6 protein-coding genes are annotated in these 7,020 nt (G+C 44.0%); 1 reads left to right on the top strand and 5 read right to left on the bottom strand.

The window, feature by feature from the left end; genetic code table 11:
- The 4 genes from VLN09_RS11725 to VLN09_RS11710 form a co-directional block, all read right to left on the bottom strand.
- Positions 1–794: CaiB/BaiF CoA-transferase family protein (locus tag VLN09_RS11725; RefSeq protein WP_325246732.1), on the bottom strand; the 794-nt coding region annotated here is incomplete at its 3' end.
- Complete coding sequence (locus VLN09_RS11720; RefSeq protein WP_325246730.1) at positions 787–2,958, bottom strand: 3-hydroxyacyl-CoA dehydrogenase NAD-binding domain-containing protein; 2,172 nt, start codon at positions 2,956–2,958, stop codon at positions 787–789. The genes VLN09_RS11725 and VLN09_RS11720, both read right to left, overlap by 8 nt.
- Before the next feature lie 66 nt (positions 2,959–3,024).
- Positions 3,025–4,233, bottom strand: a complete 1,209-nt coding sequence (locus VLN09_RS11715) for an acetyl-CoA C-acetyltransferase (protein WP_325246728.1) — start codon at positions 4,231–4,233, stop codon at positions 3,025–3,027.
- A gap of 149 nt (positions 4,234–4,382) precedes the next feature.
- A complete protein-coding gene (locus VLN09_RS11710; RefSeq protein ID WP_325246726.1) occupies positions 4,383–5,534 on the bottom strand; it encodes an acyl-CoA dehydrogenase family protein in 1,152 nt (383 codons plus the stop codon).
- A 238-nt stretch (positions 5,535–5,772) separates the two neighbouring features.
- Between VLN09_RS11710 and VLN09_RS11705 the strand changes: the two genes are divergently transcribed.
- Positions 5,773–6,426: a TetR/AcrR family transcriptional regulator gene (locus VLN09_RS11705; protein ID WP_325246724.1), complete on the top strand. Its 654-nt coding sequence runs from the start codon at positions 5,773–5,775 to the stop codon at positions 6,424–6,426.
- 135 nt (positions 6,427–6,561) lie between these two features.
- Here the strand turns inward: VLN09_RS11705 and VLN09_RS11700 are convergent, their stop codons facing one another.
- Positions 6,562–6,837, bottom strand: coding sequence for a hypothetical protein (locus tag VLN09_RS11700; protein ID WP_325246722.1), 276 nt, complete (start codon positions 6,835–6,837; stop codon positions 6,562–6,564).
- Positions 6,838–7,020 lie beyond the last annotated feature (183 nt).

Here is a 7,020-nt window from a genome sequence, read left to right as displayed (position 1 = left end):
AACTTTAATTCCAAAGAGCCGACTGCCATATAACGACCATCTGCTGTTTTGTACAAACGATAACAAGGCAATAAGCCACCTAAAAAATCATGCTGCGGCTTTGGTTTTTTTCCAGAAAATCTTTTGACCAGTTCTCCGGTCGCTTTTGGCATTACCATATGCTGATATAAGCTGTGGGTCATACTGACTGTAACATGACGACCTTTGCCAGTGCGCTGTGCTGAAAGCACTGCAGCCAGAAGGGCAATCACTGCCGTGTCGCTGCCGCCTGCTAAGTCTGCAAACTGGATGTTAGGCATTGCCTGATCGCCCTCTGCCGTTTTCAACTGATCAAGCACGCCGCTCATCGCCATAAAGTTGATATCATGACCAGCTTTGTTAGCCCAGTTATGCGTAATGTCGTCACTGTCAGCCAGACCATAACCAGTAATCGATACCATGACCAGCTTAGGATTGATAGCATGCAGGGTTTTGGCGTCCAGTCCCATACCTTCTAACACTTCAGGCCGAAAGCTATCGAGCATCACGTCGGCATCTTTAAGATGCGTTTTGATTGTTTCAATACCTGCTGGATCACGGAAATCAACTTTTTGAGTCTCTTTACCATGGTTCAACGCGGTGAACAGTTCGCCAAAAGCGCGGGCTGGATCACCGTTTAAAGGTTCAATCTTAATAATATCTGCGCCCAAGTCTGCAAGCAGTCGCGTGGCAAATGGCCCTGGGAGGTTGCGCGTCAAATCAACGACGCGCAGCCCCTGTAGGCAGTCTTTCATAGCATCAGCTGGATTAACCATCTACAAACTCCTCGCCTTTTTGGGCCATATCTACTAGAATCTGAGCAGGCTCAAAACGCTCGCCATATTTGCTCGCAAGTTCGCGGCTACGCTCTACAAATTTGTCGACGCCTACTGAGTTGATGAACTGTAATGTACCACCTTGGTTTGGTGCAAAACCCCAACCGAAGATTGAACCGACGTTGGCATCGGCCACGGTACGTACGACGTTTTCCTCGAAACACTTCGCGGTCTCATTGGCTTGCACGTATAGTAAACGGTCTACCAAGTCTTGCTGAAACGGCTGCTCATCTGTCGTTGGGTACAGTTCAGTGAGCTCAGGCCATAAGTGCTTTTCGCCATTTTCTGGATAGTCATAGAAGCCTTTAGCAACCTTTTTACCTTCACGACCAAGTTCTTTGACCATTTTTTCTACCACTGGCATGGCAGGATGCGGTGTAAAGGTTTTTCCTTCCGCTTCTAAGGCACGCTTGGTTTGCTGCATGATATGTAATGACAGGCTTAGCGATACTTCATCTTGCAGTGCGAGTGGCGGCATTGGCATACCAGACTTCATACCAGCAACTTCGATGCTGCGTGGGTGGATGCCCTCGCCTAACATCGCGATACCTTCTGATACGTAAGTACCAAAGACGCGAGAGGTGTAGAAGCCACGGCTGTCATTGACAACGATTGGGGTCTTAGCAATTTGACCGACATAGTCAAAGCCTTTTGCTAGCGTTGCATCGTCAGTTTCTTTACCAACGATAATCTCAACCAATAGCATCTTATCTACTGGAGAGAAGAAATGTAGACCAATGAACTGGTTTGGACGCTTGCTGGCTTTTGCAAGCTCAGTAATAGGCAATGTAGACGTGTTTGACGCATAAACCGCGGTTTCTGGAATAACGGCTTCAGATTTACGCGTGCATTCTGCTTTAATGTCCACATCTTCAAAGACCGCTTCGATGATTAAATCACAGCCCTCTAAATCGTCATAAGACGTTGTGGTTTTAATAAGGTCTAATAATGCTTGTTTTTTCTCTTCCGTTGAACGACCACGGCTAATAGCCTTGTCGAGTAACTTAGTAGAATAGTTTTTACCTTTTTCAGCACCTTCGATAGCCGTATCTAACAGCACCACTTCCATACCCGCTTTGGCTGAAACATACGCAATACCAGCACCCATCATGCCAGCGCCAAGAATACCGACTTTGCTGATTTTAGATCTCGCAAACCTTTCTGGACGTGATTGACCTTTTTTGATGCTGTTCAACTGCGTCCAAAGGGTGTTGATCATGTTTTTGGACACGTCTGATAACGCACAAGCCACAAAAAATCGCGACTCAATTTTTAGACCGTTGTCGATATCTGTTAAGCAGCCCTCAAATACACTAGATAAGATGTGGGTGATTGCCGGATAGTTGCCGTGCGACTTCTGATTTGCCATAGCTGGCGCAATCGAAAATACTTGCACCATTTTAGGATGCTTGCTGTCACCGCCTGGGACTTTAAAACCTTTATTGTCCCATGGCTGGCTAGCTTTAGGATTGTTGTTAATCCATTTTTTGGCTTTTTTAATAAGCTCATCATTGTCGCTAGCCACATCATGAATAAGACCAATTTCAACGGCTTGCTGCGGGCTAAGCGCTTTACCTTGCGTCATTAGTTCAAGTGCTTTTTGAATACCGACTAGACGTGGCAGACGCTGTGTACCACCGCCACCTGGCAATAGGCCTAGCTTAACTTCAGGTAGACCAAGCTTTGTTTTTGAAGAATCAATAGCGATACGATAATGACAGGCTAAAGCCAGTTCTAAACCACCACCTAAGGCAGTGCCGGTAATTGCGGCAACCACCGACTTACCTGAAGTTTCAAGCTTACGTAGGCTGGCTTTTAAATCTTCAACTAAGTTAAACGCTTGTTCAGCAGTTTCAATAGTGGCCAGTTGGTCAATATCCGCGCCAACCACAAAGGTTGATTTGCCCGAGGTTAAGATTAAGCCTTTTGCTTCTTCATCACTGATAAATGCATCAGTTAAGGTAGCAAATGCTTCATTAAAGCCATCACCAATAACATTCATTTTTCGGTCAGCTTGATCGATAGTAACCGTGATAATACCGTTGTCTGATTCTGCTGAAAAATTGATTAATTCATTAATGGCATTTACGCTGTTTGTGCTCATTTGATATCCTTATTTTCTATGCGTATGTTATGTCCGTATCTAGACTATATCGATAATATTTGAGGCTTAAACACGCTCAATAATGGTAGCAATACCCATACCACCACCCACACATAGGGTAATCATTGCTGTTTGTAGATCGCGGCGCTCAAGCTCATCAAGCACAGTTGTCACAAGCATCGCACCAGTGGCACCAAGCGGATGACCCATCGCAATAGCACCACCATTAACGTTGACGATATCAAGTGAGATACCAAAGTCATCAGCGGTATTAAGCGGTACGGCAGCGAATGCTTCGTTTATTTCCCAAAGGTCGATATCAGCAGCAGTCATACCGGCTTTAGCCAAGGCTTTCTGGCAGGCTGGGGTTGGGCCAGTCAACATGATAGTTGGCTCCGAACCAATCACAGACGCCATTGTAATTTTGGCACGCGGCTTGAGACCTGCTTTTTCGCCAGCAGCCTTACTACCCACAAGACACAATGCTGAACCATCAACGATGCCTGAAGAGTTACCCGCATGGTGAACATGATTTACGTTTTCAATCGTCGTATATTTATCAAGAATAACGCTATCAAAGCCCATTTTACCGGGCATTATAAATGATGGGTTTAGGCCTGCTAGCGTTTCCACTGAAGTATTTGGACGAATGGTTTCGTCTTTGTCTAATAGTAATAAACCATTTAGATCTCTCACTGGAACGACCGACTTATCGTAGTAGCCTTTTTCCCATGCAGCCGCTGCTCTTCTGTGTGACTCTGAGGCAAACTCGTCAACGTCTTTACGGCTAAAATCCTTTAATGTTGCAATGGTATCAGCGCCAACACCTTGAGGTACGAACTGAACCGCATCGTTTACTCGTGGATCCATATACCAAGCGCCGCCGTCCATACCCATTGGTACACGGCTCATTGATTCAACGCCACCGGCAACGACTAAGTCTTCCATTCCAGACATGACTTTGGTTGCCGCAAGGTTAATTGACTCTAGACCAGACGCACAAAAGCGTGACAGCGTTAAACCTGCCACGCTCTCATGCCAATCAGCATCGATAACGGCGATACGTGCGATATCAGAACCTTGCTCACCGACTGGTGTCACACAGCCTAAAATGACGTCGTCTACTAAACTGGTATCTAAATTATGGCGTTGTTGCATCTCTTTTAGTAGAGTACGAACCAGCCAGATAGGTGACGCCTGATGGAGGGAGCCATCTTTTTTGCCTTTGCCACGTGGAGTGCGGATAGCATCATAGATATAAGCGGTCTCAGTCATAATAAATCTCTTTAATACTTAATTGCATATTTGTTAAATACTGAAGTTTTGAGGAGAACGTATTCTCCTCAATTAAATCCTTAATGATATTTATATATTGGCTTGCATGTATTGATTTATATATAGCGGCTTGGTTTTACCCAGCGCTATTACATGAATCGTGATGCCAATTCCTTCATAATTTCATTAGTACCACCGTAGATTTTTTGTACGCGAGCATCAGCATACATACGAGCGATAGGATACTCTGTCATATAGCCATAACCACCAAATAACTGTAAGCACTCATCCATTACATTGCACTGTTTTTCGGTCACCCAGTACTTAATTAATGACGCTTGCGGTGCAGTTAAGGTGCCATTAATCATCGCTTCAACAGCAGAGTCACACAAAGCTTTTACTGCTAAGTAATCGGCTTGAACTTCAGCCAGCTTAAATCGGGTATTTTGGAATTTCCAAATTGAACGACCAAAGGCTTCACGCTCTTTTACATATTCAAGCGTCAGCTCTAAAGCCAGCTTGATAGCGCCGCAACCACTTAGCGCAATAATTAAACGCTCTTGGGGCAGCTCTTGCATCATTTGGATAAAGCCAAGCCCTTCAACACCGCCTAATACGTTTTTCTGTGGGACACGTACGTTGCTGAAAAATAGCTCTGAGGTATCTTGAGAAGATAGACCGGTCTTTTTAAGGTTACGGCCACGTGAGAAACCTTCTAGAGCGTCAGTTTCAACAACAATCAGGGAGACACCCTGAGCGCCCTTTTCACGATCCGTCTTACAAGCCAGTACGATAAGATTGGCATGTTGGCCGTTAGTGATGAATGTTTTTGAACCATTGATAATGTACTCATCACCATCTTTAATCGCATAAGTTTTGATTGCCTGTAAATCAGAGCCTGTCGTTGGTTCTGTCATCGCGATAGCGCCAACAGATTCGCCCGTGGCCAGTTTAGGTAGCCATGCTTTTTTCTGCTCTTCAGTACCATGCTTTAAAATATACGGTGCAACAATACCTGAGTGAACCATACCACCAAAACCAGCTTGGTTCGCCTGTGCCTGCGCTAGCAGAATAGCTGCTTCGTGACCGAAATCACCACCGCCACCGCCGTACTCTTCAGGCATTGACGCACATAAAAAGCCCATATTGCCTGCTTCGTTCCAAGCTTCACGGTCAATCATGCCGTTTTCACGCCACTGCTCGTCTTTATCTTCCCAGCTTTTAAACAATTTCAAAGCACTGTCATACACCATGCTATGTTCTTCGGTCATCCAGTTCGAGGCAAAGGCTTCAATACTCATGTTGTCCATCCTTGACATTGTTCATGTTGATATTAAATTTATGGTAATTTATATTACCCTTTTATTTAGTATTACAAATTCTTATAAATAAAAACTTGTAGAAGATATACTAGATGACCAAAAGGCTATATTCAATATCTTTAAAATAAATAGTAATATATCTTACCTTAGATAAAATTGGCTCATTGAATAAAGAGATTGACTCTAGTCTAAGCAGATCACAAGGGAGTAGATAGTAATGACAATGAAGATGGTCAACCAAAAGGATAGTATTGAGACCTCTCAAAACTTAGCCCTCTTATCAGATATGCGACCTGCTACCTTAGATAAAATTGAAAAAGCGGTCCGTAAAGTATTCGCAGGCTTCGATCCTAGTGAAGTGACGATGGCGCAAATCGCAAAATCTGCCAACGTTTCATTGCAAACGCTCTATAAATACTTTGGGGACAAGCAAACCCTGTTTAATACCATTATGGATATCGTGCTTAGTAGGTTAGCGGCGCGGATCATGGATCACTTACAAGGGATTGATAGCGTGAAAGATCGGCTGCGTAAGACACTCTGGGTATGTTTTGATTTTGTTGACAACCATCCTGATGCGGTGATGGTGCTGTACTCGATATCGGTATCACGGATTCGTAGTATTGCGACTTATGAGAACAAAGAACTGATTGGTGCATTTTTGGATGTGCTAGAAGATGGGCAGAAACGCGGCGTATTAAATGATAGTGTGCCACTATATATTCTGTTTGATGTGTTTATGGGATTTATCAGTCGTTTAGGCTTTATGCATATCATGCGGCAGACCAATACTCCAATAAACGCAGAGTTTGACGCGCTGTTTGTGATTTTGTGGCGAGCAATATCTAAGCCTGAAACAGAAACAGTGTAATAGTTAAACGTCCTACTGTGCCGAAAGCTGATTATATGTAATAAGGATGTACTTTACCGACTGACACTGCGAACATAGATATTCATCTCACGTCGGGGCGATTCAGATAGATATTTGGTTCTTTATGCTTATCTTTTAAGAGCAACCTTCAACAAGATAGATTGCTTCTGGTATACCGATATCAATGCTTTCTACTTGACCTTTTAACAAAACCTTATTTCCCACTGTCCACTCAGCCGCTTCAATTCTATAGTCATTAAGCTTTTGACCACCTTTGATATGATACTCAATTTGTAGAGGCAGTTTGTCCTCTTGATTATTGAGCTCAATATTCTCGTCTTTTAATAACTCTTCGAGTGGTGGCTGCGTAGTGGTCAGCTGGGCGGATTTAAAAAGATATCGGCAGCTCATTGTCGCGATACGAAACGAGAGCAAAGAAAAGTCACGTCTACGGGTTGCCGCTGATGTGTGGTGGGTTGAAAGTCAGTGGGTGATTGTTGAGCTCGTCCAACGCAACCTTGGCTGGGCATTGGTGCCAGAGCACTTCATTGTTGATGGATTAAAGGATGGCTCTTTGTTATCACCAAAGCTGAA

It is taken from the genome of Psychrobacter sp., assembly GCF_035469765.1.
Lineage (GTDB): Bacteria > Pseudomonadota > Gammaproteobacteria > Pseudomonadales > Moraxellaceae > Psychrobacter.
This window is presented reverse-complemented; position numbering and strand designations above follow the sequence as displayed.